18 protein-coding genes are annotated in these 26,266 nt (G+C 76.7%); 9 read left to right on the top strand and 9 right to left on the bottom strand.

All coding sequences use genetic code 11. From position 1 onward, the window contains the following. The first annotated feature begins 23 nt into the window (after positions 1-23). Positions 24-761: a hypothetical protein gene (locus HH311_RS11580; RefSeq protein WP_169183811.1), complete on the top strand. Its 738-nt coding sequence runs from the start codon at positions 24-26 to the stop codon at positions 759-761. A 194-nt stretch (positions 762-955) separates the two neighbouring features. On the opposite strand, the gene HH311_RS11585 is transcribed toward HH311_RS11580, so the two are convergent. The 4 genes from HH311_RS11585 to HH311_RS11600 form a co-directional block, all read right to left on the bottom strand. Further along, positions 956-1,759, bottom strand: coding sequence for a hypothetical protein (locus tag HH311_RS11585; protein WP_169183812.1), 804 nt, complete (start codon positions 1,757-1,759; stop codon positions 956-958). Between the two features lie 260 nt (positions 1,760-2,019). Then, positions 2,020-2,505, bottom strand: coding sequence for a hypothetical protein (locus HH311_RS11590; RefSeq protein ID WP_169183813.1), 486 nt, complete (start codon positions 2,503-2,505; stop codon positions 2,020-2,022). Between the two features lie 295 nt (positions 2,506-2,800). Further along, positions 2,801-3,751 (bottom strand): endonuclease/exonuclease/phosphatase family protein, encoded by a 951-nt coding sequence (locus tag HH311_RS11595; RefSeq protein WP_169183814.1) that lies wholly within the window; start codon positions 3,749-3,751, stop codon positions 2,801-2,803. Positions 3,752-3,876: 125 nt separating this feature from the next. Continuing rightward, positions 3,877-7,020 (bottom strand): AAA family ATPase, encoded by a 3,144-nt coding sequence (locus tag HH311_RS11600; RefSeq protein WP_169183815.1) that lies wholly within the window; start codon positions 7,018-7,020, stop codon positions 3,877-3,879. Between the two features lie 134 nt (positions 7,021-7,154). On the opposite strand from HH311_RS11600, the gene HH311_RS11605 reads away from it, so the two are divergent. Then, positions 7,155-8,000, top strand: a complete 846-nt coding sequence (locus tag HH311_RS11605) for a hypothetical protein (RefSeq protein WP_169183816.1) — start codon at positions 7,155-7,157, stop codon at positions 7,998-8,000. Positions 8,001-8,022: 22 nt separating this feature from the next. Here HH311_RS11605 and HH311_RS11610 read toward each other — a convergent pair whose 3' ends face one another. Then, a complete protein-coding gene (locus tag HH311_RS11610) occupies positions 8,023-8,445 on the bottom strand; it encodes a PPOX class F420-dependent oxidoreductase (RefSeq protein ID WP_169183817.1) in 423 nt (140 codons plus the stop codon). 403 nt (positions 8,446-8,848) lie between these two features. Here HH311_RS11610 and HH311_RS11615 point away from each other — a divergent pair, with 403 nt between their 5' ends. Next, the gene (locus tag HH311_RS11615) at positions 8,849-9,718 is read left to right on the top strand and encodes a helix-turn-helix transcriptional regulator (protein ID WP_169183818.1); all 870 of its coding nucleotides are present in this window, start codon (positions 8,849-8,851) and stop codon (positions 9,716-9,718) included. A 75-nt stretch (positions 9,719-9,793) separates the two neighbouring features. Here the strand turns inward: HH311_RS11615 and HH311_RS11620 are convergent, their stop codons facing one another. Continuing rightward, positions 9,794-11,158: a glycosyltransferase family 4 protein gene (locus HH311_RS11620; protein WP_169183819.1), complete on the bottom strand. Its 1,365-nt coding sequence runs from the start codon at positions 11,156-11,158 to the stop codon at positions 9,794-9,796. A gap of 241 nt (positions 11,159-11,399) precedes the next feature. Here HH311_RS11620 and HH311_RS11625 point away from each other — a divergent pair, with 241 nt between their 5' ends. Next, complete coding sequence (locus HH311_RS11625) at positions 11,400-12,374, top strand: glycosyltransferase (protein ID WP_169183820.1); 975 nt, start codon at positions 11,400-11,402, stop codon at positions 12,372-12,374. 53 nt (positions 12,375-12,427) lie between these two features. Here the strand turns inward: HH311_RS11625 and HH311_RS32605 are convergent, their stop codons facing one another. After that, positions 12,428-13,969 carry a class F sortase gene (locus HH311_RS32605; RefSeq protein WP_169183821.1) on the bottom strand — a complete coding sequence of 514 codons (1,542 nt, stop codon included), beginning with the start codon at positions 13,967-13,969 and terminating at the stop codon, positions 12,428-12,430. A gap of 38 nt (positions 13,970-14,007) precedes the next feature. Continuing rightward, positions 14,008-16,956, bottom strand: a complete 2,949-nt coding sequence (locus tag HH311_RS11635) for a LuxR family transcriptional regulator (protein WP_169183822.1) — start codon at positions 16,954-16,956, stop codon at positions 14,008-14,010. Between the two features lie 267 nt (positions 16,957-17,223). On the opposite strand from HH311_RS11635, the gene HH311_RS11640 reads away from it, so the two are divergent. Further along, entirely contained in the window at positions 17,224-18,711 is a 1,488-nt protein-coding gene (locus tag HH311_RS11640) for a sugar transferase (protein WP_211190127.1), read from the top strand. A 43-nt stretch (positions 18,712-18,754) separates the two neighbouring features. Beyond that, positions 18,755-20,056 (top strand): right-handed parallel beta-helix repeat-containing protein, encoded by a 1,302-nt coding sequence (locus HH311_RS11645; protein WP_169183823.1) that lies wholly within the window; start codon positions 18,755-18,757, stop codon positions 20,054-20,056. Positions 20,057-20,081: 25 nt separating this feature from the next. Here the strand turns inward: HH311_RS11645 and HH311_RS11650 are convergent, their stop codons facing one another. Beyond that, complete coding sequence (locus HH311_RS11650; RefSeq protein ID WP_169183824.1) at positions 20,082-21,191, bottom strand: glycosyltransferase; 1,110 nt, start codon at positions 21,189-21,191, stop codon at positions 20,082-20,084. Between the two features lie 139 nt (positions 21,192-21,330). Here HH311_RS11650 and HH311_RS11655 point away from each other — a divergent pair, with 139 nt between their 5' ends. The 3 genes from HH311_RS11655 (at position 21,331) to HH311_RS11665 (ending at position 26,197) form a co-directional block, all read left to right on the top strand. Continuing rightward, positions 21,331-22,443 carry a glycosyltransferase gene (locus HH311_RS11655; protein ID WP_169183825.1) on the top strand — a complete coding sequence of 371 codons (1,113 nt, stop codon included), beginning with the start codon at positions 21,331-21,333 and terminating at the stop codon, positions 22,441-22,443. Positions 22,444-22,541: 98 nt separating this feature from the next. After that, positions 22,542-23,888 carry an O-antigen ligase family protein gene (locus tag HH311_RS11660; protein ID WP_169183826.1) on the top strand — a complete coding sequence of 449 codons (1,347 nt, stop codon included), beginning with the start codon at positions 22,542-22,544 and terminating at the stop codon, positions 23,886-23,888. Beyond that, a complete protein-coding gene (locus tag HH311_RS11665) occupies positions 23,885-26,197 on the top strand; it encodes a cellulose synthase operon protein YhjQ/BcsQ (protein WP_169183827.1) in 2,313 nt (770 codons plus the stop codon). The genes HH311_RS11660 and HH311_RS11665 overlap by 4 nt, the downstream gene beginning before the upstream one ends. Positions 26,198-26,266: the final 69 nt, after the last annotated feature.

Consider the following 26,266-nt stretch of genomic DNA (forward strand, 5'->3'; position numbering starts at 1 on the left):
GCCGGGCGTGGTCGGCTGGGTGCATGAGCGCGCGCGGACAGCTGCCGGAGGGGGATCCGGACGAGGCGCCGTGGTGGCCCGCGGACGGCCCGTGGGGCGGCCGGGGGCGCTCGTCGGTGCTGCTCGTGGTGGGCGGGCTCGTTGTGGTGGTCGTCGTCGTGCTCGCGGTGACGCTGTGGGGCGGGCTGTCCGGCGACGACTCCGGCGCGGGCTCGGCGGCCGTCGGCGGTCCGCCCGCGGCGGTGCCGGCCGACGACGGCCTGGCGCCGACCACGCGCGTGGTCGTCGACGGCGTGCCCTACGACGTCGGGGTCGGCCCGTTCACCCCGAGCGCGCGGGCGGCCCCGAGCGGGTCGCACCTGCTGCTCGCGTCACTGGTGGTGCGCAACGGCGGGACGGCGCCGGTCGCCGACCCGCTCTCCGGTGCGGCCGGGCTGCTCGTCGCGGTCGGCCTGCACGCGGTGCCGGACTCGGTGCTGCGCGGTCCCTCGGCGCTGTTGTGCCGCAACACCCCGGCGACCTCGCCGCTCGCGACCCCTCCCCCCGCGTTCCCCGGCCTCGACCCCGGCGCGTGCGTGCTCGACGGCCGGACCGCGGCGTCCGGTGCGGCCGCCCCGACGCTCGGGCCGGGCGAGGAGGCGCGGGGGCTGCTGCTCTCGTCGCCGGTACCGGACGTCGTCACCGACCCGGCGCCGTCGGTGTGGGTGCAGACGGCGCCGGGCCCACCGGCGCAGTACGCGCGCGTGGGTCCCGGGGGCTGATCCCGCACCGAGTGGGCCCCGAGGGCTGCGGCGGCGACCGTGGCGGGGCGCCGCCCCCACCGAGTGGGCCCTAAGGGCTGCGGTGGCGACCGTGGGAGCCCACTCGAGGCCCGAGGCCGGGCGCCGCCCTCACCGAGTGGACCTCGAGGGCTGCAGCGGCAGCCATGAGGGCCCACTCGGCGCGGGCGCATGCCCTAGACGGCCATGATCGGTTCCTTCACGGGCGTGGCGGGAGCCGAGCTCTGGCTCGGAGCGTCCTGGGCGGGCGGGTTCGTGGCAGCGGTGTTCGCCTGCTCGCCGCCCTCGGACTGCTCGGCGGCGGGGGTGGTCCGCTCGCTGCCGTCGGTCTGGTCGCCGGCGTCGGTCATGCCGCCGTCCCGGGTTGCGGTCTGATCGCCGTCGAGCGAGGGCAGCCCGTCCTCGTCACCGCTGGTGGGGCCATCGGTCGCGTCGCCCGCACCGCCGTCTTCCTCCGACGCCGTCCCGTCCGCCGGGTCAGAGTTCTCGCTCGAGCCCGTGTCGTCGGTCGAGCCGGCGTTCTCGGACGACCCGGCGCCCTCCTCCGTGCCGGCGGCCGGGTTCGTCGACTCCCCGCCGTCGTCGCCCGTGACCTGCCCCTCGTCCGACTCACCGAGGCCCGGAACGGACGAGAGCGGGTCGTCCGAGTCGCCGCCGTCCCCGTCCTGACCGCCGTGGTGCTCGTCCCGGGAGCCGTCGTGGCCGTCCCACCCGCCGTACCCGTGCTCGCCTCGGCTGTGCTTGCCGTGCGCGTGCTCGCCGTGCTCGTGGTGGGCGCCGCAGGAGCAGTCGTGGTCCTGACCCTGATCCTGCGACGAGCTCGCGGACGAGTCCTGGCCGGAGTCGGTCGGGGCATCTCCCGCGAACGCGACACCGGCACCCCCGCCGGCGAGCGCGAGCGCGGCCGCGGCGGTCAGGGCCCCGCGGCCGACGAGGCCGGTGATGCGGTCGTGCTGGTGCGGCGCATGGTGAGCACCCATCGGACTTCCCCTCTGTTCCGGGCGTCTTCGGCGGCGGGGAACCAGGTGTTCTCCCCGACCCGGCGCCAACGAGGACATGTCAGCACAGGTCACGGGACCATCACGTCGAATGTCCGATACATGACCCGCACGAGTATTGCGAATAGCGAAGCGCCATCGCGTTTGCGCGTGGGACCGGCGGGTAGCACCCGGGTCCGGACATGCGTCGGCGGGCGGAGCCGACCCGGCCCCGCCCGCCGACGACGCAGCGCTGCGTCAGCTCAGAGCAGGCTCGAGACGATCGGCGCGCTCGAGGCGGCGCCCTGCAGGGCGGCCGGCGCCTGCTGCAGCGCAGCCGCACCCGAGGAGATCGGCAGGCCCGAGATCGGCAGCGCCGACAGCGGGGTGCCCGCCAGCGGGTTGCCCTCGTCCGAACCCGACTGGTCGGACCCCGACTGGTCCGAGCCGCTCGAGCTCGAGTCGCCCTGCGAGGAGCCCTTCGAGGAGGAGTCGTCCGAGCTCTTCGAGCTGGAGTCGCCCTGCGACGAGTCGCCCTTCGAACTCTGGTCGCCCGAGTCCTTCGAGCTGTCCTGGTGCTGCGACTGCGACTGGGTCGCGTCGTGGCCGACGTCGGCCGGGGCCTCGTCGGCGAGCGCGACGCCGGCGCCGCCGCCGAGCAGCGCGAGCGCGGCGAGGCCGGTCATCGCGCCGCGGCCGACGAGGCCGCCGAGCCGGTCGTTGTCCTGGTGCGTGCTGTGGTGACCCATGGGGAGCGTCTCCTCGACTGTCGGAACGTCATCGCTCGGCAGGGAGGAGTCCGTGGTGGTTCCCCCGAACCGGCATGGCCTCGGTCGCGGACCGTTGCCTGAATCCCGTAACGAGGTGATCGTCTACGAGGTCACGGGTAGATAACGGCAAATTCGGCCGAAGCGTTCCGCCACACGCAACCGAAGCGCTGAGCAGCGAATCTATAGCGATATCCGAGCAGATCACGACTCGATAACGACCCCGACGAGCTAATGGCGTTTGACATCTCCCGGCGAGGGGTAACGCCCGGCGCTCTCAGACCAGCAGCCGGGCCAGCACGCCGCGGTGATCGCTGCCGGGCACGTCCAGGACCTCGACGCCGCGCACCCCGATCGGCCCCGCCACCAGCACGTGGTCGATGGTCACCCCGCAGGCTCGCCGCCACCACGCCGGCCAGGTCGCGGCCGCCCTCCGCGTCACGGGCCGCGCCCCGCCCAGGGCGCGCTGCAGGGGCGCGTGCTCGAGGGTGGCGTTGAGGTCGCCGAGGACGACGGTGGGCCGGGCGGGGTCGGAGAGCCAGGGCCGCAGCAGGGCCAGCTCACGCACCCAGTCCGGGGTGGAGGCCGGGAGCAGCACGGCGGGGTGCACCCCCACCACCCGGACCGGCCCGAGGCCGCCGCCGCTCACCACCACCCACCCCGAGCGGGTGTCCGTCGACGCCACGGCCACCTCGACCTCCCCCAGGGCGGCCGCCGTGAGCACCGTCAGGCACGGCCCGTCCGGTGCCCCCGACGCCTCGACCGCCGGACGCTGCGGGGCGCACGACCAGGCCCGGTAGCCCTCGAGGCCGTCGAGCAGCCGCTTGCGGAACCGGTCGCCGGCCTCGGGCAGGACGACCACGTCGGGCCGCCGGTCCGCGATCGTCGCCGCCAGCGCGGCCGGGTCCGCCCGCCCCAGCCACACGTTCGCGCCCAGCACCGTGAGCTCCCGCGTCCCGACCCCGACCGGCTCCCGCCGCCGCCGGTGACGAAAGAGCGAGAGGCCCAGGGCTCCCCCGGCCACCGACGCGGCCCCGAGCGCCGGCGCCCGCCCGCGCCCCCGCCGCGCCGCGACGGCCAGCCCCGCGAGCCCGGTCCCGACGGCGAGGCGGCGCCGGAAGGCGACCACGAGCGGCCAGGGCGGCGTGCGGTCGAGCCCCAGGACCTCCGGGAGCAGCACGAGCGCCCCCGCACCTGCTCCGACCAGGGCACCCGTCGTCGCCCGCATGCCGCACCTCCTCCCGACGATCATGCGCCTCGCGTCGTGGCCCGCGTGTCACGTGCACGCGAAAGGATGGGGAAAGGCCGGTCGGCTTCGATCAGGACGTGGACGACGGTGGGGCGGAGGCGCGGTCAGCGCACCGGCCGGAGTCCCAGCGGCGGGTTCGGTGCCGGCGTGGCGGGGGGCGACGCCGGCACCGTGCCCACGCCGTCGTGCCGGTGGGCGAGGCTCTCGGCCGCGTCCGCCCACGGCGTCCAGCCCAGGCGGGCGGCGGTCGACCCCGCGGCACGGAACAGCGTGACCGCGTCCCGGGCGGCCCCGTCGCCGAGAGCCGCCGTCGCGAGGCCCCGGTAGAGGTCGAGGGGTCCGAAGAAGGCGGCACCGATCCCGACGACGACGGTGGACTCCGGGTCCTCCGGCAGCGCGTCGAGCACGAGTCGCGCGGTGACCGCGTCGCCGACGGCGTAGGCCGCGCACGCCGCGAGGCACAGGCCGGTGCGGTCGAAGAGCCCACCCTCGCGTCCGGCGCGCTGCTCGTGGAACTCGGTCAAGCGGGTGCGGGCGGTCGCCGCGTCGCCGCCGTGCACCGCGTCGACGGCCGCGCAGGCACGCCAGGCCGAGACGCGCGGGTACATCCCGGCCGCGGTGGCGGGCAGGCCGCCGAGGACGGTCATGTCGCCGGTGAGCAGGTGCCGCGCCACGAGGTGGCAGAAGAAGGCGCCGAGGGCGTCGGGGATGCCGAGCTCCTGACCGCGGGCGAGCGCGTCCTGGGCGGCCTCGTCGGAGTCGGAGACCTTGCCCATCCCGAGCAGCAGCGCGGCGTCGACGAGCCGGGTCGCCCACATCGTGCGCGGCCGGTGGCGGCGCTCGGCCTCGGGGGCGAGATCGGCGTGCCGGGCGAGGGCGTCGTCGAGCCGCCCCGCGGTCACCAGCGCCGCGACCAGCAGCTCGTCGGCCTCGAAGCGCAGGGTGAGCTCGCCGGCGGCCTCGGCGAGCTCCCGCGCCCGCAGGCAGGTCCCGACGCGCTCGGCGGCCGGGACGGCCGCGTCGAGCTGCAGGAACGCCGTGGCCACGGCGACCTCGGCGGCGAGGTGGGGGTCGGCCTCGGCGCGGGAGTCGCCCAGCGCCATGAGCTCGGCCACCAGCGAGGGCGTCTCGGTGACGCCCACCAGCTGCTGCTCCTCGGTGATCATCCCGCGCAGCACGCGGGCGCGCTGCCGGTCGTCGAGGTCGAGGTCGCGCACCCGGCGCAGCCGCTCCAGGCGCCGCGGCCGGCCGGCGACCGAGGGCCCCTGGGCGTCGTCGCCCATGGCGGCGGCGACGGCGTCCGCGACGTCCGCGGTCGGGTCGGCGACCACCGCGTCGAACTCCTCCGCGGCCTCGTCGACCCGGCCCCGGGCCTCGAGCACCAGCCCCCGCAGCAGCCGCACCCGCCAGGGCCGGGTCGCGTGCTCGAGCCCGGTGTCGAGGAGCCGCTCCGCGTCGGCGAGGGCCCCGTCGCGGTAGGCCGCGAGGACGGCGGGCAGGTGCGCGTCGGCGACGGTGGCGGGCGGGAGCAGCGCGGCCGCGCCCACCGCGTGGCGCAGGACCGTGAACGGCGCCGCGTCCGCGGGCAGCGCCTCGTGGCGGGCCAGGTGCAGCTGGGCGGCGACGACCGCCGGCACGGTGTCGAGCACCGCGGCCGCGGTGAGCTCGTGACGGAAGGCGAAGCCGTCGGCCGTCGGTTCGACGAGCGTGTGGCTGACCGCGGGACGCAGGTCGCCCGCGAGGCGCCGCGCCGGCTCCCCGACGGCGTCCGCGAGCTCGGCCAGGGGCAGCGGGCCGAGGACCGCGAGGGCCTCGAGCCCGGCGCGGCAGGCCTCGGGCAGCTGCTCGAGCTGGTGGGCGAGCAGCGGCCGGAGCCGCTCGGGGACCCGGGCGGTGGCGGCGACCCGGGCCTCGTCGTCGGGAAGGCCCCGGACCTCGGCGAGCAGCGCGGACAGGTGCAGCGGGTGTCCGCCGGTGCGCGCCCACAGGGCGTCGGCGAGCGTCTCCCCCAGCTCGGCCCCGACCAGCGCGCGGGTGCCCGCCTCGTCGAGCTCGCGCAGCACGGTGCGCTCCACGCCCTCGAGCGGCGCCAGGTCGGCGGCGGCCTCGCCCCAGGCGGGGTGGGCGACGGCGTCGGGCTCCCGGGCGGCGACGAGCACGACGACGCCGGGCGGCAGGCCCGCACGCCCGAGTGCGCGCAGCACGTCGAGCGAGGCCCGGTCGGCGCGATGGGCGTCGTCGAGGGTCACCAGGACGTGGCCCTCGTCGGCCGCCACGGCGAGCCGGCGGCGCAGCGTGCGGCCCGGGGCGGGGTCGCGCAGCGACGGCGGCTCCACCCCGACCCGGTGCAGCGCCTCCACCCAGGCCGCGAACGGCGCCTGGTCGTGCTCCCACAGTCCCCGCCCGACCCGGGCGCCCCGCCGCGACGCCTCCTCGGCCGCCGCCCCGAGCAGCGTCGACTTCCCGATCCCGGCCTCCCCGGCGACGAGCACGAGGCGCCCGGCCTCCGGGTCGTCGAGGCCCTCCCGGATCGTGGCCAGCGGGCCCTCGCGCCCGACGACCACGGGCCCGAGGGTCCGTTCGCGGGCCTCGAGGACGGACAGCTCGACGCCGCGCAGCTCGGGGCCGGGGTCGAGCCCGTGCTCGACCTTCAGCTCGCGGCGGGTGGCCGCGATCGTGCGCAGCGCCTCGCCGGAGCGCCCGACCCGGTGCAGGGCGGTCGCGACGAGCGCGGCGAGGTGCTCGCGGTCGAGGTGACCGGCCAGGGCGGGCGCCGCGACCGACAGCGCCGCGCCGGGCTGGTCGTCGTCGAGCAGGGCGCGGGCCCGGGCCTCGACGAGCTCCAGCCAGCGCACCTCGACCCGGCGGCGCTCGGTCTCCAGCCGCGGCGTGGACCGGCAGCCGGGGAACGGCTCGCCGTCGATGTTGGCGAGGGCGACGAGCGGCTCGGCGTCGTGGAAGCGGCAGAGGTCGACCGCCGCGCGGGGCACCCCGAGCGCGTAGCCGCCGCCGATGCTCTCGACGCGCGCGGGCGCCACCACCTTGCGCAGGCGGGTGATCTGGATCTGCAGCGCCGCGCGCGGATCCTGGGGCAGTGCCTCGCCGTAGATCTCGTCGATCAGCGTGGGCGTCGGGACCGGGCGACCGGGGTCGAGGGCGAGCAGCGCCAGGAGGGTGCGCAGCAGCTCGCTGCGCACGGGGTCGGCTCCGACGACCTCCACCGTGCCGAGCAGACGGATCTCCGTCACCGGCCCCCCAGGACGTGTTACTCACAGTGACCTGTATCGACCACCGTACGACCGATCTCGCCATTCGACCAGACCAGGTCAAGCCGGGCGACGTACTGCTGGTGACCCCCGTGGCCGGCGAGCCGCTCGGAGAGATGATCACACGGCTCGACGGGTCGGGCTTCTCGCACAGCGGCATCGCGCTCGGGAACGGCGCGATCGCCTCGGCCCGCAAGTCCTTCATCGCCGCCCAGCCGTTCGACCTCTCCGGGCTGCGCATCGAGAAGTTCGAGAAGTTCTGGGGCAAGGGGCAGTCGGTCTACCGGCTCGCCGTGCCCTCGCCGGAGGCGCGGGCCCGCGCGGTCGCGGCGGTCCGTGAGCTCCGGGTTCCCGACGACGGGTCCTTCTCGGTCCCGAAGGTCCTCATCGTCGCGATCGCGCTGGCCTCCTTCGACCGCACCCTCTTCGACGAGGAGGCCGGCGCGACGATCCGGGCGCTCGCCATCGAGGCGGCCCGGGCCTGGGAGGGCGAGCCCGGCGAGCGGACGTTCTACTGCGCCGAGGCCGTCGCCCGCGCGTTCGGCGAGCGCTTCCCGCTCTCCGCGCTGGAGCCACCCGGCGGCGTCACGCCCGCGACGCGGCCGCCGGCGCAGGACGGCGTCCTCGGCACGATGATGAAGCTCTACCTCGACGTCGCGACGGGCGACGCGTGCCAGGAGGCGCTGGACCGCCTGGTCGACGGGCTCGACGTCGAGGCGCCCGCGTTCCTCGACACCGTCGCCCGGGACATCCTCGCGAGCGCCCGCCGGATCGGCACCGGGCGCCCGCTCGCCGGCCGCTACACGGGCCGCCGCGTCCCGTACAAGGGCTGGGAGACGACGGGGCTGCTCCTGCCCTCGGCGCTGGTCACCCCGCGGATGCTGCTCGACGCGCCGTGGACCGCCGACACCGTGGCGCGGGTCGACGGCCCCGGCGCGCCGCCGGCGCCGCTCGCGGCCTGACGGAGCCCGGTCCCCGGGCTCGTCAGTTCTCGGGGTTGTCGCTGGCCTTCAGCCCGCCCCAGCCGTGCCAGCGGTCGACCTCGATCCAGGCGCTGACCCGGCGGCGGTCGCGCACCGGGTACGCGCTGCCGCGGTAGTGCTGCGAGATCCGGTCGATGTCGGCGAGGTCGGTGTCGTCGGCCCACTTCACGACCCGACCCTGCATCGAGACGTGGGTGTACCAGTCGTCCTCGGCGAGCACGGTGATCGTCGTGCGGGGGTCCTCGCGCAGGTAGCGCACCCGCGTGCGGGCCTCGTCCATGTTCACCAGGACGCGGCCGTCCTCCCACAGGTACCAGGTGGCCACCGACACGGGCGAGCCGTCGGGGCGCAGCGAGGTGATCACGCTCGGGTTGGGGCGGGCGAGGAGCTGCTGGACCTCGTCGGGCAGGGGCGGCTTCGGCATCCGGGGCCTTCCTCCAGGGATCGTGCGGTCGCCCGGAGGGTGCCCGGGGAGATCACGTCAATACCGGATAGGCCGCCGGAGACCTGGAATAGACCGGCGGCGGCTGTTGTCCGGATGACTACCGCCACGGATCCCGGACCACGTATCCACTCCGGGTGCCACTTCCGCGCTCCCACCGCGCGCCGGTGCCGACGGGGGGACGCACGGCCCGGTGCTCGGGGGGAGCAACGGGCCGTGCGGCGGAGCGCGGGAGTGGCACCCCGGCCCGGTGGTGACGACCCCGGCGGTACGACCCCGGTGGTACGACCCCGGCGGTGACGACCCGGCGGTGACGACCCCGCCGACCCGCCGGCGGACCCGCGGGTCGACACTCGGTCGACGGCCGACTCCGGGGGGACCGCCGATGCCCAGACCGCAGCGCGACCTCGACCCCAGGGGCGGGCCGCTGGTCGAGTTCGCGCGTGACCTGCGCGCGCTGCGGGAGGCCGCCGGCACCCCGAAGTTCGCGACGATGGCCCGGCGCACCGGGCGGTCCAAGACCGCCCTCGCGGACGCCGCCGGCGGCCAGCACCTGCCCCGCTGGGAGACCGTCGAGGACTTCGTCCGTGCCTGCGACGCCGACCCCGCGCCCTGGCACCGGCGCTGGCTCGCGCTCCGCGCCGGCGACGACGCGGCCGCGCCGGCTCCGGTGCCGCCGGAGGAGCCCGTCGTCGCGACCCCGGACCCGCCGGTCCCGGCTCCCGTGCCCCCCGCTCCGGTCAACGTGCCCGGACCTGCGGCCGCCCCGACCCCGCGGCGGCGTCGGGCCCTGCTCGTGGCGGCCGCCGTCGTGGGGGTCCTCGTCGTCGGCGTGCTGGGCTTCGTCCTCGGGCGCGTGACCGAGCCCGGGCCGCCGATCGTCCCGCAGACGGTGGAGGCCATCGTCGTGCAGAACAAGGTGGCGCTCGGCCCGGACCGGCTGGTCGAGGACCGCACCCCCGCCTACCTCTCGACCGAGGCGCTCGCCTACTGCGCCCAGCCCAGCCGCAACTGCAAGGTGCCGGGCACCGAGATGGGGTCCGGGGCCGCCGTCGTCGCCAACTGCTGGACGCAGGGGCAGATGATGTGGAACTGGGACCTCTCCGACCCCACCGCGCAGTCGAACCCCGACGACGTGCGCTCCGACCTCTGGTACCGCGCCTCGTTCCCCGACGGGCGCACCGGCTACCTCTCCGAGGTCTACGTCGAGCGGGGTGACCGGGGCGGGCGCGGGCTGCCCCGCTGCAACCCCTGAGTCGGGAACTCCGCCCCGTCGGTGATCAACGCCGAGTTCCGGACACTGGACGTCCGGAACGTGGCGTTCCGGACGTCAGGCCCGGACGAGCGCGCCGAGCCCCTCCACCCACGTGCAGTAGGCCCGGTGCGCGGCCGCCGCCCCCAGCGTGTCCTCGGCGTACGCCCGCCCCCGCAGTCCCGCCGCCGACGCCGCCGCGGGATCGGCCGCCGTCGTCGTCACCGCCTCCAGCAGCGCCACCGGCTCACCCGGGTCGACCCGCACCCCCGCGTCCGCCCGCGCCAGCTCGGCCGACGCCGCCGACCGCGGCCACGACGCCGCCACCACCGGCCGGCCCGCCGCGAAGTAGGAGGTCAGCTTCGAGGGCGCCGACATCTCGGCGACGGTCGCCGCCTCGTTGACCAGCAGCACGTCGGCGGCGGCCAGGGCGTCGGGGAAGCGGTCGCCGGGCAGCGGGTCGACGAACTCCAGCCGCTCGATCCCGGCGCCGAGCTCCTCGAGGCGGGCGCGCTGGTTGCCGGTCCCGAGGAGCACGAAGCGGACCCGGGCGCCGCGCGCGTCGGCCTCCCGGGCGGCCTCGACGACGTTCTCCAGCCCCTGCTTGACGCCCATGTTGCCGGCGTGCAGGACGATCACCTCGTCGTCACGCCAGCCGAGCCCGCGGCGCACGGCCGCCCGGTCGCCGGTGGGCGGGGCGATGTGCGACCAGTTCGGGATGGTCGTGATGCGCGCCGGGTCGACGCCGAGGTCGGCGAGCGGCCCGGAGAACTGGCGGTGCACGACGGCGACCCCGTCGGCCCGCGACAGCAGCGCCCCCTCGAGGCGGGCGCCCCAGTGGGCCAGCCGCGAGGACGTCATGCCGGTCTCGGTCAGCGCGCGGCTGTAGAGGTCCTGGGTGACGACGCCGAGGGCCGTCCGCCGGTCTCGCCGCCCGCGCAGCACAGCGGAGCCGGGCCATCGGGACCGCCACCGCAGTCCGGCGAGGACGGTGAGGAGCACGGGGCTCACCGCGACGACGACGTCGGGGCGCGGCCCGCCGACCAGCGCGGCGTGCGCGGTGAACGCGGCGTCCATGACGATGCGGCGGCGCGCGTCGGGGACGGCGGGCACGGGGTGCCGGACGCGGGTGACCGGCACGCCGTCGAGGACCTCGTGGCGCCGCATCCCGGTGTAGCCCGCCGTGACCTCCCACGCCGGGTAGTGCGGGTAGCCGGTGACCACCCGCACCCGGTGCCCGGCGGCGTGCAGCGCGGCCACCATGCCGGTGGTGTAGGGCGCGTTGCCGGTGTGCTCGGGCGCGTAGTGCATCCCGACGACGCAGACGTCCAGCGGCCCGTCGGCCGGGCGGGAGACCGGGCGGGAGGCCGAGCCGGAGGACGGGCGGGAGGACGGGCGCGCGGCCGGGCGCGCGACACCGGTCCGTGCAGGGGCCAGCGTCATCGAGGTCCTCCGTCCGGGCAGCCGTCCACCGACGGACGATCGTCGGGGGCGGGACACCCGGACGCCCTGGGATCTCTTCCCAGGACTGGCCGAGGTGGGTCACAGGACTGGTGCGATCGACGGAGCCGATGTCCTGTTCATCCGGTTGACGGAGACGTAGCGCCGCGCGGACGATGGCACGGTGTCGCCCGAACGAGCCACTGACGCCCCGGAGATGACGATGCGTCACACCCCGGGTGCCGTGCCCGTTCCCCGGGTCTCGGTGGTGGTGCCGCTGTACCAGAAGGAGCGCTACGTCGGCCGCACCGTCGCGAGCGTGCTGGCCCAGACGTTCACCGACTTCGAGCTCGTCGTGCTCGACAACGCGTGCACCGACGGCTCCGCCGAGGTCGTCCGCGGCTTCGACGACCCCCGGGTCCGCGTCGAGCGCAACGACGAGACCGTCCCCGTCACCGAGAACTTCCAGCGCGCCGTGCGCCACGCTCGCGCGCCCCTGGTCAAGGTCCTCAACGCCGACGACCTGCTGGCCCCGACGGTCCTCGCCGAGCAGATCGCGGTGATGGACGCGGACCCGACGCTCGCGCTGGTGTCCTGCCGGCACGACCTGGTCGACGACGACGACCGCGTGATCGCCCGCGGCCGCGCGCTGCGGACCACCGACCTGCTCGGGCGCCGGGACGCGACGACGGTGCTGCGGCGCATCGTGCGCCACCGCGGCAGCCCGATCGGGGTGCCCGGCAACATGCTGTTCCGCCGTGACGCGTTCGACGCCGTCGGCGGGTTCCCCGACAACGGCTACGCCCTCGACGTCGGGCTCGCGGCGCGGCTGGTGACCCAGGGCGGGTTCTACGGGATGCCGGAGTCGCTGTCCCGGTTCCGCCTGGCCAGCGGCTCGATCACCTCCACCGCCCGCCGCCGCAACATGGCGCTGCAGCACCGCTTCCTGCGCGAGCTGCGCCGGGAGCACGCCGACGTGGTGCGCCGTCGCGACGTCGCCGTCGGGCTCGCCCGCGAGCCGGTCACCTGGCTGCGCCAGCGGATCATGGTGGTCGCGTCGACCGACCCGTCGTCGTGGCGGCACCGGCTCGCCGCGGCGCTGCTGGCACCGCGGCGTCCGGCGACGGACGGGTCGGCGGCCGGGTCGGCGGCCGGGTCGGCGGACGGGTCGGGGGCGGCGCCGCGACGGGCACACCAGGCACCCGTCGAGGCCCCCTGACCTGCCCCCCGTGCCCGTGATCACCCGGGGCTGGGCCGTCAGGGTCCGGGCGGTCAGCGCGGCGTCGCGAACACCACGATGTTGTCGCGGTAGTTCAGGGTCGCCTGGTCGAACGGCCCGCCGCAGGTCATGAGCCGCAGGCTCGGCGTCGTCGTCGGGCCGTAGACCCGCTCGGTCGGCAGGTTGTCCTTCCCGAACGTCTCGACCGAGTCGACGCCGAAGCGGGCCGTCCCGCCGTCGGAGCGCCCGACCTCGATGGTGTCGCCGGGCTTGAGGTCGTCGAGCCGGCCGAACACCGCCGGGCCGTTGCGGTCGTCGACGTGGCCGACCATCACCGACGAGCCCGGGTCGCCGGGCACCGCCGACGAGGTGAACCAGCCGACCTGCGTGTAGTCGGTCGGGACCTGCAACGCGCCGCGGTAGTCGATGCGCAGGTCGATCGGGTTCCCGACGTCGAGGCCGATCGCGGGGATGTCGAGACTCGTCGGGTGCGGGCCGCCGGCCGGCGGGGCGGTCGCGATGGCCAGCGGCATGCGCACCGCGAACGGCGCTCCGGGGTCGGCCTCGCTGCCGGCGCCGAACCAGCTCTCGATCGTGTCCCAGATGCCGCCGGCGGCGAACACCCCGAGGTCCTCGCGCGACGTGCCGCCCAGGCCCGCGCCGATCCCGCCGTCGGGCGGCGAGGGCGCCTTGGGAGCGGGCGGGGTGGAGGTCTCGGGAGCGGCCTGCGCGCTCGGGGGCTGCGGGGCCTGCGAGCCGGGGGCGACCGGCGCGGCCGACGACTCGGCGGTGCGCGGCGCGGGCGGCGCGGCCACCGGGGGCGCCCCCGGGGCGGGTGAGGGGACGCCGGCCGCGGAGGCCGCGTCGGGGACGACCTGCGCGGCGAGGTCACCGTCGGCGCCGCGGGTGACGACGAGGGACGCGACCGAGGTGCTGGTGACCGGCACCTGCAGCGTCGACTCCTTCCCGCTCCGGGTGGTCAGGCGCAGCGACCACGGGTGGGCCGCGACCGTCGCGTAGGGCGTCGCCGAGCCGTAGAAGAGGGTGCGGGCGAGCGGGATGTCCGCGTCGTGCCCGGACGGGTCGCTGGCCTCGACGTCGAGCGGGCCGACCTCGGCGGCGGCCTGCACGATGCGCAGCGCCCCCGACCCGGCCGCGGCGGGCGCGGTCTCGTCGTCGAGCACCTGCGCCTGGGTGGCGCCGTTCGGGCCGATGTCGACGAAGGTCGCCGTCTGTGCGGAGCCGGCGGGCAGGTCGACGGCCACGTCGAACAGGGGCGGGCTCGACGCGGGCGCGCCGGCCGTCCGGCCCTGGATGCGGTAGGTGCCGGCCGGCTCGGTGAGGTACGGGCTCACCGCCCGGTAGGAGACGTCGCTCGCGACCTTGGTGAGCGGCAGCGTCGAGCCCGTCGCGTACATGTCGACGGCCGGGGTGTTCGGCGAGAGGTGCGCCAGGCGCAGCATCCCGGTACCCGGGTCGGCGGTCGCCTCACGGACGCCGACGACGCCCACGGTCCCGACCGCGACGGCGAGCACGGCGACCGCCGACCCACCGATCCAGAGCCACCGCCGGTGTCCTGCGCGCTGTCGCCCCATGTGGAACTTGTCCCCCATTCGGGGGCGGACTATGCGTCCTAGAACCGTCGTCCCCACAGTTGACGACGCGACGTGACGCCGAGCTTCGCGAAGACGTTCCCCAGGTGGTAGCTGATGGCCTTCGGCGTCACGTAGAGCGCTGCCGCCACCTCGCGGCTCGTCATGCCCTGGGCGACGAGCCGGACGACCTCCCGCTCCCGCGGCGTCAGCGACGCGTGCTCGCCAGGCGACTCCGCCTCGTCGACCGGCGGGAGCTCACCGAGCGCGCGCGCCCCGTCCGGGCCGGGTCCCGACGAGGTCCCGGGTCCGGACGGGTCGGTCGGTGCGGCCGCCGCGGCCGCCAGAGCGGGGTGCTCCGTCGGCGTGCGGGCGGCCGGCACGTCGGGCGCCGCGGCGGACCCGGCGCCGATCCGCTCCGCGAACGGCCGGGCCCCGAGCGCGACGTAGGTCTGCCGGGCCACCGCGAGGTCGGCGGCCGCGTCGCGCCGCCCGCGGATGTGGCCCAGGGCGCCCGCCGCGGCGCGCACCGCCGCGACCTCGGCCGGGCACCACGCCGCGCCCTCCGGATCGGCCTCGACCAGGCGCAGCCCGGCCCGGTAGTAGGACGTCGCCGTCCCGTCGTCGCCGGCGTGCTCCGCCAGCCGCCCGAGCAGCCGCTGGCGCGCGAGCGCGAACCACAGCGGCGTGCCGAACCCCGGCCAGCCGTCCACCTCCTGCGCCGCGATCGCGGGGTGCCCGGCGTCGAGCGCGACCTCCGCGCGCAGCACGCGCCACGGTGCGGTCGGCGAGCCGAGCAGCGGTGGGACGGGCTCGTCGGCCAGCGCCCCGAGCACGCGGTGGGCGCGCTCGTGGTCGCCGAGCACGTGGGCCACGAGCGCCTCGCTGATCCGGACCATCGCCAGCCCGAGCGCGTGCGGCGAGCCCCGCAGGTCCTCCCGGGCCCTCCGCAGCTGCTCCGCGGCCTCGGCGGCCTCGCCGCGCACCGCGAGCACGCCCGCCCGGAGCGCCCGCGACGCCGGGCCGATCCAGGCGCTGCCGACCTGCTGCGAGGTCGTCGCGCCCACCCGCGCCTCGGCCTCGGCCTCGTCGAGCCGGCCGGTGCGGAACGCGGCCTCGGCGAGGTAGAGGTGCACGAGGCGCCCCGTCGTCGTCATGGCCCCGGAGCGGACCCGGTCGAGACCCTCGCGCAGCCGGGTGTAGCCCTCCGCGGTGCGGCCGGCCGCGAGGTGCAGCCGCCCGGCGATCACCGCGGCGTCCGCGCCGTAGGCGCTCGGCAGCACCGGCTCGAGGACCTCCAGCCCGGCTTCCGGCCCCCACTGCTGGGCGCGCCCGACCGCCGTCACCACCAGCGCCTGCTCGCGGCGCCGCGGTTCCTCGGTGAGCTCGGGGACCCGGGCCACCGCCTCGACCGCCCGGGCCCCGCGGCCGTGCAGCGCGTGGTCGGTGCCGAGCAGCACCGCGGCGAGGGCGGTCACGCGGGCCGGGGCGTCGGGGTCCGCGACCGCGGCCTCCAGCCAGGTGTGGGCCTGCGGGTCGGAGGCCTCGGAGAGCAGCAGGCCCAGCGCGAGGTCGCGCTCGGCGCAGGGGCGGGCCTCGCGCAGCGCCGGTTCCAGGGCGCGCAGCCGCGCGGGGGCGCCGGCCCGGACGAGGCGCACCGCCGCGGCCAGCACGCGCGCCTCCCGCTCGGCGCCGGTGGGGCTGAGCTCGGCCGCCCACAGCAGGCGGGTCGCGGCCTCGTCGTGGTCGATGGTCTCCGCGGTGGCGGACTCCTCGAGCGCGTCGGCGAGCGCGGGGTAGGGGCGCCCGGCGGACCCGGCGACGGCGTGCGCGAACCCGGACCGGCCACCCACCGCGACGGACGCGGCGCAGTGCAGCGTCCCGACCTGCTCGGAGGGCAGGCCGGCCAGCACCGCGGCGCGCACCAGGGCGTGCACGACGTGCAGCACCACCCGGGCACCGTCGCGCGCGACGCCGACGAGGCCGGACGCGGCGAGGTCGTCGACGTCGGCGTCGCCCACGTCGCCGGCCTCCAGGTCGGCCACCCGCTCGACGAGGGCGAGCGGCGTCGGCTCGCCCAGCACGGCCAGCGCGCCGAGCAGGCGCCGCGCGACCGGGCGGAGCGCACCGACGGCGAGCGCCACGTCGGCGGGGAGGTCGCGCCAGGGCGGGGCCGCCGCGGTGCCGGCGAGCACGTCGTCGGGCAGGCCCCGCACCAGCAGCGCGAGGTGGACCGGGTGTCCCCGGGTGGCGGCGGCGAGCCGGCCGGCGACGCCGGGCCCGAGGGCCGGTGCGGCCGGGCGCCGGGACGCCACGAACGCCGCCACGGCGGGCGCGTCGAGGCCCGCGACGGGGACCGTCCGCGTCTCGGCCGGGGTCCGGTCGGCGCCGGCGGTGTCCTCGGTGAAGAGCCACGGCCACCACGCCCGCGTGCCCGGGGGCAGGAGATCGGGCTCGGTGGCGGTGGCGACGACGAGCAGGCCGTCGCCGCACAGCCGGCTCAGCAGATCGGTCAGGACGGCCGCCGACGCCGGGTCCGCGTGCTGCAGGTCGTGGAGCACGAGGACGACGCGTCGCGGTCCGCGCGGACCGCGACGCACGCGCTCGAGGGCCTCGTCCAGGCCCGGCGCGGAGCGGGCCGACGTGGGCCGGCCGGGGGCCGCGACCGCGTCGAGGGCGCGGGCCAGGCGGTCGGCCGTGGCGTAGGCGACGGGCACGTCGTCCGGACCCGCCACCGGCGCGGGCGCGGCCACCCGGACGACCACCGGCCCGCCGGGCCCCTCGGCGGCGAGCTGCGCGCAGAACGTGTCGGCGAGGGACGAGGTCCCGACGCCGGGCTCCCCGGTGAGCAGGACGCGGGCGGAGCCCCCGCGGCGCACCCGGTCGAAGGTCTCGTGCAGGCCGGCGATCTCGGCGCCGCGGCCGACGGGCGGCAGGGACGCGGGCGTCCCGGGAACGATTCCCGTCCCGCGCGACGCCGTCGCCGACACTCGGTACCTCCCTGCGCACGCTGTGTACTCAACGTCAGCCGCCTGGTGGGCTCATCGATTCCACCAGACGACGGAGCGGAGATCCAGCATTACCTCCATGTGGTTGTCTACTACACGTTCGGAGTAATCAAGGTCTCCTGTGTCCACGGAGGAGTGACCCAGCTGGGAGAGACCTGGGAACACCTTCCAGGGCCATCCGCCCGTCCGGTCCCCGACGATCCCGGACGACGTTCCCCACCGCTCACGGGTCCCGGAGGCTGACCGCGCATGACCGCTGCCCGGACCCCCGCGGGCGCACCACCCCCGAGACGGGTCGTGCCCGCGCGTGCTTCCGGCCTCCCCGCGACGCGCGCCCGGCGGGAGCAGCCGCTGGAACCCCCGCCGGCCCGTGCCCTGCTCGGCGTCCGGCGGGCCGGATCGATGCAGGCGTGGATGCTGGTGCTCCCCGTGGACGCGGTGATGACCGCGGCGCCGATGATCTGGGCGCCCCACTACTTCAAGGCCTTCGGCGCACTCGGTCTGCTCATCGTCGCGCTGGTCTGCGGCGGCGGGCGCTACCGGGCCCGGCTGCACCTCTCGGTGCTCGACGAACTGCCCGCCCTGCTCGGTCGGCTGCTGGTGGCGATCGCGCTGGTGGCCGCGGTGTTCGCGCTGCGCCACGACGACCTGGGCGTCATGGAGTTCGTCGGGGCGTCGCTCGCCTCGGTCGCGCTCGCGGTGCTCGGCCGGTTCCTGACGACGGCGGTGGTGCTCACCGCGCGCCGGCGGCGCATCGTCGCGCACCGCACCGTCGTCATCGGGGGCGGCGCGGTGTCGCGGGAGGTGGCGACGCTGCTCGCCCGCTACCCGCGCTACGGCCTCGCCGTCGTCGGGCACGTCGACGGCCCGGACCGTCCGACGCGGGCCGGGGACCTGCCCCGGGGGCCGGGCCTCCCCCACCTCGGCAGCCTCGACGACCTCGACGACCTGGTGCGCGCCCACGGCGTCGACGTCCTGCTCGTCGGCGACGGCACCTTCCGCGAGGAGGACCTGCTCGACCGGGTCCGCACCCCCGCCACCGAGCACTGCGACCTGCTCGTCGTCCCCCGCCTGCACGCCTTCGCGACGGCCACCGGGCACTCCGACCACATCGGCTCGCTGCCGGTCATGCGCATCCGCACCCCCGCGCTGGACGGGCCGGCGTGGGCGCTCAAGCGGGCGTTCGACGTCGTGGTCAGCGGCCTGCTGCTCGTGCTCCTCTCGCCCGTGCTGCTGGCCTGCGCGGTCGCCGTGCGCCGGGAGGGCGGGCCCGGGGTGCTCTTCCGCCAGGTGCGCGTCGGACGCGACGGCCGCCGGTTCGAGTGCCTCAAGTTCCGCTCGATGCGCCCGGCCTCGGAGAGCGAGTCGGCGACGCAGTGGACCGTCGCGCGGGACCCCCGCATCGGTCCGGTGGGCCGCGTGCTGCGGGCGACCTCGCTCGACGAGCTGCCGCAGCTGTGGAACATCCTGCGCGGCGAGATGACGATCGTCGGGCCCCGCCCGGAACGTCCCCACTTCGTGGAACGGTTCTCCGCTGAGCACCCGCGCTACGGTCATCGCCACCGCGTCCCGGCCGGGCTCACCGGGCTCGCGCAGGTCTCGGGCCTGCGCGGCGACACCCCCATCTCCGACCGCGCGCGCTTCGACAACTACTACATCGAGAACTGGTCGCTGTGGCTCGACGCGAAGGTCCTGCTCCGCACGGTCGCCGAGGTGGTGCTCGCCCGCGGCCGGTGAGCCCCGTCCTGGCGAGCCCGCTCCCGGCGCGAGGGGAACCCCCGTGCCGCTAGAGCGACCGGATCCTCCCCTCGCGTCCCGGGCGCTCGCCCTGACCCGCCGTCGTGCCCTCGCGCTCGGGGCGGGCCTGGCCGCCGTCGTGGGCGGGGCACTGTCCTGCGGGGCCTCGCCGTCGGGACCTCCCGCGACCGACCCCGACCTGCCGCGGCCGTCGGGCCCGCCGTTGTCGCGCGGGACGGTGCACGACGTGCGCGCCTCGGGCGCCGTCGGCGACGGGCGCGCCGACGACGCGGCCGCCTTCACCCGGGCGCTCGGGCTCGCGACGCCGGGCGACACCGTCCGGGTGCCCGCGGGTACCTACCGGCTCGTGCTGCCCCGGCCGCTGCGCGTGCCGGCCGGCGTGCTGCTGGCCGGCGACCCGGGTCGGACGACGCTGCGGGTGGCCGCCGGGGCGACCGCCGCGCTGCTGGTCGGCGGGGACGACGTCACCCTCGACGGCCTGGAGATCGTGCGCGCCGACGACGCCGAGACGGTGCTGGTGCGCGTCGGGCAGGTCGCGCGGCTGACGCTGTCGCGGCTGGTGCTGGCCGGGGCCACCGACGTCGTCGACGCCTTCTGCCACGGCATCCAGCTGGGGGTCGACAACGGCGTCTCGAACGGTGTCACCATGTCCGGCTGCCTGCTGCACCGGCTGACCTACGGGCTCTACCAGGCCAACGAGTCGTCCGCGGTGACCGTCGGGGTGTCGGTGACCGGCTGCACTTTCGCGCGCAACACCAACACCGACCTGGAGTTCAACAGCCCCTCGGGCTCGTTCCGGCACGTCCGCGTGCAGGGGTGCACGTTCCGGGACAACGACTCCCCCGGTTTCGCCGTCGGGATCGCCTACTGCGCGGACGTCGTCGTCTCCGGCTGCACGGTGACGAACTACCGGATGGAGGCGGTCCATATCGAGGACTGGTCCAGCGATGTCACCGTCTCGGGCTGCACGTTCTCGGCGTGCGGGCTGCGCGAGTTCGCGCACGTCCAGATCATCTCCGGGTCGGCCCGCGTGACGGCACGCGCCAACACCCACGACGCGACGATGAACACCCGCCGGATCGCCCTCGTCAACGCGCTCGCCGGTGGGGACGGGCAGACCGCGGGCGGGCGGGACGTGGTGCCGCCGAGCGCGGTGACCGTCACCGGGAACACCTTCCGCTGCTCCGACACCGTCGTCGCGGTGTCCTTCCACGGCGTCGCGGGCGGGTCGATCACCGGCAACCTCGTCACCGGGATCGCGCCCGAGGACGCGCTGGACCTGGACGGGGCGACGGGAATCCAGGTAGGTCCCTTCGGCTCGTGAGCAGAAAGTGTCGGTATACCGACAGTTAGTGCTCACGAGCGCGGAGCGCACCTGCCAGCACGTCGTCGGCGGCCCGCTTCGGTGATGCCGCCTCGGCGGGGATCTCCTCGGTCCAGCCGGTCCACGCCGTGCGGGCGGCCTCCAGGCCCTGGCGCACACCCTCGACGTCCGGCTCCACGACCCACGCGCCGGCGGTGTCCGCGAGGTTCTCCGCGATCCCGGCCCGCGCCGAGACCACGACCTGCAGCCCGGCCACCTGCGCCTCGAGCGCGGTGAAGCCGTAGACCTCCTCGGTGGAGGGCAGCACGAGCGTCTGGGTGCGCGCGAGCACCTCCACGACCCCGGCCTCGTCGAGGAACCCGTGGAAGGTGACGCGGTCGGCGACGCCGAGCGCCCGGGCGGCCGCCTCGAGCTCGTCGCGCAGCACCCCGTCGCCGGCGACGTCGAGGGTGGGCGCGCCGTCGAGGGCGGCGAACGCCTCGAGCAGCGTCCCGACGTTCTTGCGCGCGATCAGCTGCCCGACGACGACGAAGCGGTGGTGGGCCGCGCCGGGACCGGCGCCGCGACCCGCGCGCAGCTCCCGCGGCCGCGTCCCGAACGCCTCGAGGTCGACCGAGTTGACCGACTCGACGATCCGGTCGGGCGCCACCCCGGTGTGCAGCGCGGCCTCGCGCGCCGACGGTCCCGGGACGACGACGGCCCCGGCGCGGGTGAACAGGCGGGTCCGCAGCCAGGCGATGGGGCCGCGGTCGAACTGGCGGGAGTCCAGCGTCGACTCGGAGAAGATCACGTAGGGCACCCCCCGACGCCGGGCCCGCAGCATGGTCCAGGCGCTCGCGACCTGGGCCCAGGTGGGGATCACGACGACGTCGGCGGCGTCGAGCACCCGTCGGGTCCACCCCGGGCGCAGCGCGGCCTGGTAGGAATCCAGCCGGCTCGCGATCCGGCGCGGCAGCGGGATGCGCACGGAGGGCAGGACCGCCGACGAGTAGCCGGAGTGGGCCCGGTAGACGAAGTGGCGCTCGGGCTCCTCGGCGAACAGGAAGTGGACGTGGAAGTCGCACCGGGAGGCGAGCTCGCAGAACAGCGGTTCCCGGTAGGGCGCCTGGGCGTCGGTGAGCCACGCGACCCTCATGTCAGACCACTCAGCATGCCGAACCTTCCGCGCCGTGACCTACGGTCGTCGTCACGAGGAAAGTATCGCCCGTCCGGGCGATCCCGAACACCTGGATGTGGGTCACGTGTCACACCCGTGTGCGGTAGCCGTCGCCGAGATGGAGGCCGCCGGCCACCGGTTGCGCTACGTGCGTCTCCTGCTCGCGGCCGTGCCGCCCGCGCGCCGCGTGCTGCTCGTCCCGCGGTCGGTCCGCGGCTCCGCGGAGTTCGCCGAGCACCTGGCGGACGTGGAGGCCGACGTCGTCGAGCTCCCGGAGTCGCGCCGACCCGCGATGGCGCTCGCGCTGGCGACGGCGGCGGCCCGCGGCGCCCGGCTGGTGGTCCCCGACGGCGACAAGAACGTCGCGCCGCTCCTGCTCGCGCTGGCCCGGTCGGGGTTCCGCCGCGCACCGGTGTCGCTGCTGCTCATGCGGACCGCCCTACCCGGCGGCCCGGAGCCGGCGACGGCGGGCATGGCGCTGAAGCCCGCGCTCGCGGGGGTCCTCGCCCGGGTCCCCGGCGCGCGGGTCCGGTTCCTCACCGACGCCTTCGGGGTGGTCGTGCGCCGCCGCGGCTTCCCCGGGATCGAGCCGGTGCGCGACCCGGTCGAGCCCCCCGCCGCAGCCCTCGAGCGCGAGGGGAACCCTCGGGCCGGTAGAGCGACCGGATCCTCCCCTCGCGAGTCGGGTGAGCCGTTCCGTGTCGGGGTGTTCGGCGTGGTCAGCGCCCGCAAGAACGTGCCCGTGCTCCTCGCCGCCCTGGCCGGCGCCCGTGACGACGACGCGGCGGCGGGGGCGCACCTCGTCGTCGGCGGTCGGTGCGAGCCCGACGTTCGCGAGTTCCTCGGCTCCTCCCCCGACGCGGCCGTCCTCACCGCCGCCGGGCGGCTGCACGTCGACGACCGCCTGCTCACCGAGGACGAGTTCGACACCGCGGTCGCCGGCGTCGACGCCGTCGCGGTGCTGCACGACAACGACGCCCCGAGCGGGGTCGTCGCCGAGGCGGCCGCCCGCGGCGTCCCGGTGCTGGGCCCGGCCCGGGGCTGGGCGTCGAGCATGGTGACCGGGACCGGGATCGGGGAGGTCGCCGAGGTGGACGACCCGGACGACGTGCGCGCCGCCCTCGGCCGGCTCGTGGACGCGCACCCGCGTCGCGCGGCCGCCGCCCGCCGGGCCCGCACGCGTCTCGGCACGAACCACTTCGTTCGGGGACTGCTCGGCAACGTGACGTAGTCGCCTCCCCCGAGCGGTTCACGGATCTTCACCCATCCGATAGTCTCGCCGCGCTCGGACTGCAGACGGTGATCGCCCCGGGGGAGGTGGCGACGGGTTTGACGACGTTCACCCCCGGCCGCGCCACGGCCCGCCGTGCCCGTGGCACCGCCACCACGCCCCGGGTGCCCGCGGCCGTGCCCGCCGGTCTGCTGCTCGTCTCGGTCGTCCTGCTGCGCCCCGGCACGCTGGGCGAGTACACCGCGCTCGTCGGCTGCGGTCTCGCCCTGGCGGCGGGCGTGGCCGCGATGCTGCGCCGCGAGCTCGCGCCGCCGCGGCCGGTGCGGGCGATCTCGGCCCTGCTCGCGCTGATGGCCCTGGCCTACCTGTGGATGGTGCTGCACGGGGTCTGGGTCGACGACCTGGACCGCATCCGCAGCCTGTTCCAGGACTTCGTGCTGACGATCGGCTCGCTCACGGCCGCCGTGCTGGTGCTCGCCGACCCCCGCGCCCGCCTCGCGCTCGGCCGGGGCTTCGTCGTGCTGCTGTGCGTCATCGGCGCGATGTGGGTCGTCACGGCGCTGTACTGGTCGGTGACCTACGCCGGCGCCGGGCAGGTCATGACGATCCCCGTCGGCACCGTCGGCCCGCAGCCGGTCTACTTCCCGTTCACCGTCAGCTACTCGACGTCCGAGGTGTTCGGCACCGGCGTCCCGCGGCTGACCGGGATCGGGCGGGAGTCCGGGTGGATGGCGATGTACTGCGCGGCGGGCTGGTTCGTCGCCGACGCGGTCGGCTACCGCTCCTGGGTCGTGAAGGCGCTGCTGCTCGCGGGCCTCGTCGGGACCCTCTCGACGGCGGGCTTCGGCGTCTTCGTCGTCGTCCTCGCCCTCGACGTGTTCCTGCGCCCGCGCGGCGGCATCCGACTGTCGGGGATGGTCCGCCAGCTCGGCGGGCTCATCGCGATCGGCGTCGCGGGCTGGGTGGCCTTCTACGCGCCGGTGCTCGGGGTGGCGGCGAAGCAGACCAGCAACGAGACCTCGCTCGACGAGCGCTCGGACGCCACCGCCGCGGGGGTGCGGGCGCTGACCCAGTCGCCGTGGGGCGGTCACGGCACCGAGAAGCAGGCGGGGATCAACCTCGTCTCCGACATCGCGGTGAACGGGCTGCCGTTCGTGCTGCTCGTCAGCGCGGCGCTGCTCGTGCCGCTGCTCCTGCTGCGGCGTCCCGCCGGGACCCGCGGCCGGGCCGCCCCCGTGGCCCTCGTCGTGTTCGCGACGCTCCTGACCTCCCAGCCGGCCGCCGCGTCGACCTGGGTCTTCATCCTCGTCGCGCTCGCCCTGGCGTGCGACGAACTGACCGAGGCCGAGCGCACCGCGCCCGGCAGCCTCCTCCCCCGCCGGCTCCAGGGTGTCCTGGGCGTGCGGGAGCCCGCGATCCCCAGCAACCCGGGAGAACCGTCGTGAACGTGCGCGAGTACATGACCGTGCTGCGCGAGGACAAGTGGCTCATCGGCAGCGTCCTGGTCGTCTGCGTGGTGATCGCCGCCGCGGTCGCCTTCCTGCTCCCCCGCACGTACACCTCGACCGCGATCTTCTACGTGGCCTCGCCCCAGACCGCGTCGAGCTCGCAGGACTCCTACCAGGGCGCGCAGCTGTCCACGGAGCGGGTCAAGTCCTACACCGAGCTGATCACCGGCCCCCGGGTCGCGGCGGACGCCTCGGCGCTGCTGGGCGGCGTCCCCTCGGCGCAGGACATCCAGAAGGCGGTGAGCGCGGACGCCGTCGACGAGACCGTCGTGCTCAACCTCGGCGTCACCGAGTCGACCCCGCAGGACGCCCAGCTCGTCGGCACCGCCGTCGCGACCTCGTTCACCCGGCTGGTCAACAGCATCGAGTCCACCGGCCAGCCGGTGAACCGGCCGATCGTCTCGACCGAGCTCATCTACCCGCCGACGCTCCCGACCTTCCCCGCCGGCCCGGGCACGACGATGCTGCTGGCCGCGGGCCTGCTCGCCGGTGTGGTCCTCGGCGTCGGCGCCGCGCTGGGGCGCCGGGCGCTGCGGCGGGCCGTCGACGGCTCCGAGGCCCTCGAGGCCGCCCTCGACGCCCCCGTGCTCGCCGCCGTCCCCGGCCTGCCCCGGCGCCCGGACCGCCCCGCCCTGCTCCTCGAGCCCGCTCCCGGACGACGCGGCCGCCGCGCCACCCGCGCCCGGACCCGTGCCGCCGCCGTGCGCCGGCTGCGCACCGCGGTGGTGGCCGCCGCCGGGGACCGGCGCTGCCTCGTCGTCGCCGGCGTGCGCGCCGGGCAGGGCACGACGACGGCGGCCGTCGACCTCGCCGTCGCCCTCGCCCTGGCCGGCGAGTCGGTGCTGCTCGTCGACGCCGACCTGCGCCGTCCCGCGCTCGCCCGCCGCCTGGAGCTCGACGCCGACCGCGGGCTCGCGACGGTGCTCGACGGCGGGGCGCTGCGGGGCGCGGTGCAGCGCTGGACGCCGGGCGCACTCGACGTGCTCCCCGCCGGCCCCGGAGTGGAGCGGCCCGGCGAGGCGTGGGGGACGACCCGGGCCACCACCGCGCTGCGGGAGCTGCGGGACGCGTACTCGTGGGTGCTGCTTGACGCGGCCCCGGTCGCGAGCAGCCCCGAGTCGGTCGACCTGGCGCGGCTCGCCGACGCGGTCGTGCTCGTCGCCCGCCGCGGGTCGGCCCGTCCCGAGGACCTCGACGCCGCGGCCGCCGGGCTGCGCACCGTCGGCGCCCCGCTGCTGGGCTCGGTGTTCACGTTCGCGGTCGACGTCCCGCCGGCCCCCGTCGAGGCCCCGCGGGCGCTGCCGCCCGGGCGGGGGTCCGTGTCGGAGCCCGTGTCGGAGCCCGTGTCGGAGCCCGTGTCGGAGCCCGTGTCGGAGGAGCCCGCCGTCACCGAGCCGGTCCCGGCGCCCGTCGTCGAGCCGCGGAAGCGCCGCGCCGGCACGCGGAAGACCGCGGAGAAGGTCGTGGCCTCCGAGCCGGCCACCCCCGAGCCGGCCACCCCCGAGCCGGCCACGTCGGTCGCGGCGGACCCGACGCCGCCCCCGGCGACGCCGCCCACGCGCACCCGCAAGCCACGCACCACGGCGGCCTCGGCCGTCCCGGCCGCCGTCGAACCCGCCGCCGACTCGCCCGCCGTCGCCGAGCCGGTCACCCCGCCGAAGCCGACCCGGAAGCCGCGCGCGCCCCGCAAGACCACCGCCACGAGCGCGACGCCGGCCACCACGACGCCGGCCACCACGACGCCTGCCACCGAGCCGGCCGAGGTCCCGCCGACGCCGGCGCCCGCGGAGGCGTCCGCGAGCAACGGGACGGCGCTGCCCACCAACGGCACTGCGCCCACGCCCACGAACGGCACCGCCCCCACCAACGGCACCGCGCCCACCAACGGCAGCGCCCCCACCAACGGCACTGCGCCCACGCCCACGAACGGCTCCGCGCCCACCAACGGCACCGCAGCGTCGGCGGCGCCGGACGCAGCCTCGTCGTCGGGAACGACGGGCAGCACCGGGACCCGCCCGCGGCGGGCGACCCGCGCGACGACCCGCGCCTCCGCGCCCGACGACGCGACCACCACGGTCGAGGGCGAGCCGACGGAGAAGCCCGCCCGAGCACGGACCACCCGCACCCGGACCACCCGCACCGCCACCACCGGGCGCGGCCCCGAGTCGACCGACGACGCCGCCACCCGGCCGACGCGCATCCGCTCGCCCCGGCCGAGCACCAACAGCCCCGCCTCGGGCTCCTGACCGGCGAGTGCCCAGGCAGTCGATCATGGATCCCGGCACGACCTCCCCGTGCCGCGATTCATGATCATC

The organism is Actinomycetospora sp. TBRC 11914, from assembly GCF_012933465.1.
Classification (GTDB): domain Bacteria; phylum Actinomycetota; class Actinomycetes; order Mycobacteriales; family Pseudonocardiaceae; genus Actinomycetospora.

What these genes read in the sequence shown, in the direction of transcription:
- HH311_RS11650 (WP_169183824.1), bottom strand. Translation starts at nt 21,191, where the DNA reads ATGAGGGTCGCGTGGCTCACCGACGCCCAGGCGCCCTACCGGGAACCG.
- HH311_RS11605 (WP_169183816.1), top strand. Translation starts at nt 7,155, where the DNA reads ATGATCACACGGCTCGACGGGTCGGGCTTCTCGCACAGCGGCATCGCG.
- HH311_RS11595 (WP_169183814.1), bottom strand. Translation starts at nt 3,751, where the DNA reads ATGCGGGCGACGACGGGTGCCCTGGTCGGAGCAGGTGCGGGGGCGCTC.
- HH311_RS11655 (WP_169183825.1), top strand. Translation starts at nt 21,331, where the DNA reads ATGGAGGCCGCCGGCCACCGGTTGCGCTACGTGCGTCTCCTGCTCGCG.
- HH311_RS11615 (WP_169183818.1), top strand. Translation starts at nt 8,849, where the DNA reads ATGCCCAGACCGCAGCGCGACCTCGACCCCAGGGGCGGGCCGCTGGTC.
- HH311_RS11610 (WP_169183817.1), bottom strand. Translation starts at nt 8,445, where the DNA reads ATGCCGAAGCCGCCCCTGCCCGACGAGGTCCAGCAGCTCCTCGCCCGC.
- HH311_RS11640 (WP_211190127.1), top strand. Translation starts at nt 17,224, where the DNA reads ATGACCGCTGCCCGGACCCCCGCGGGCGCACCACCCCCGAGACGGGTC.
- HH311_RS11590 (WP_169183813.1), bottom strand. Translation starts at nt 2,505, where the DNA reads ATGGGTCACCACAGCACGCACCAGGACAACGACCGGCTCGGCGGCCTC.
- HH311_RS11620 (WP_169183819.1), bottom strand. Translation starts at nt 11,158, where the DNA reads ATGACGCTGGCCCCTGCACGGACCGGTGTCGCGCGCCCGGCCGCGCGC.
- HH311_RS11585 (WP_169183812.1), bottom strand. Translation starts at nt 1,759, where the DNA reads ATGGGTGCTCACCATGCGCCGCACCAGCACGACCGCATCACCGGCCTC.
- HH311_RS11580 (WP_169183811.1), top strand. Translation starts at nt 24, where the DNA reads ATGAGCGCGCGCGGACAGCTGCCGGAGGGGGATCCGGACGAGGCGCCG.
- HH311_RS32605 (WP_169183821.1), bottom strand. Translation starts at nt 13,969, where the DNA reads ATGGGGCGACAGCGCGCAGGACACCGGCGGTGGCTCTGGATCGGTGGG.